This is a genomic window from Vibrio sp. 1078-1 (genome assembly GCF_033340475.1).
The window spans coordinates 1-526 of the sequence record NZ_JAWOWM010000856.1; the positions used below are offsets into that span (position 1 = coordinate 1).

A 526-nucleotide genomic window follows, 5' to 3' on the forward strand; every position below is an offset into this window, starting at 1 on the left:
AACTGTTACATGATTATTATTTATTTTATCCCGATTTTTGTTTCTTATTATAGCGTTTGCTAATGAAACTTAGATCTTGAACATAAAATACATTCTTCGTCTTTAATATAACACTTGAAAGTAACCGTAAGTCGAGGCTTTCATGCTCAAGGCTGACATACTGTTTAAAACGCCAAACCACTTTAACTGCAAACGGCGATGTCGTTGCGGTTTTAAATGAGCAATTGCTTCACATTTTAAGTGGCTGATTCGTAAAATGGATTGCGGTCTGCCATGACAATAGGCAAGGTGTTGAATAATACGAATCACTCATATAAGGCCATCCATGACAACAACTGGTCACGTGCATTTTTATATTGGCACTTACACCAACCCACCGAGTACGAGCACGGGCATTGCGCGTCTATCGCTGAACACTGAAACGGGTGAACTGACTCGGCTTGACGATGTTGTAGTTCAACGTAATCCGTCCTATCTCACGACCACCGAACACGGGCTGTATACGTTTAGCGAAATGGATAGAAAG

General features: G+C 40.7%; 1 protein-coding gene. It reads left to right on the forward strand.

Features of this window, described 5'->3' with window-relative positions; translation table 11 throughout:
• Positions 1-325: 325 nt before the first annotated feature.
• Positions 326-526 (forward strand): beta-propeller fold lactonase family protein (locus tag R7190_RS30465; protein WP_318138290.1); only part of this gene is annotated, 201 nt, incomplete at its 3' end.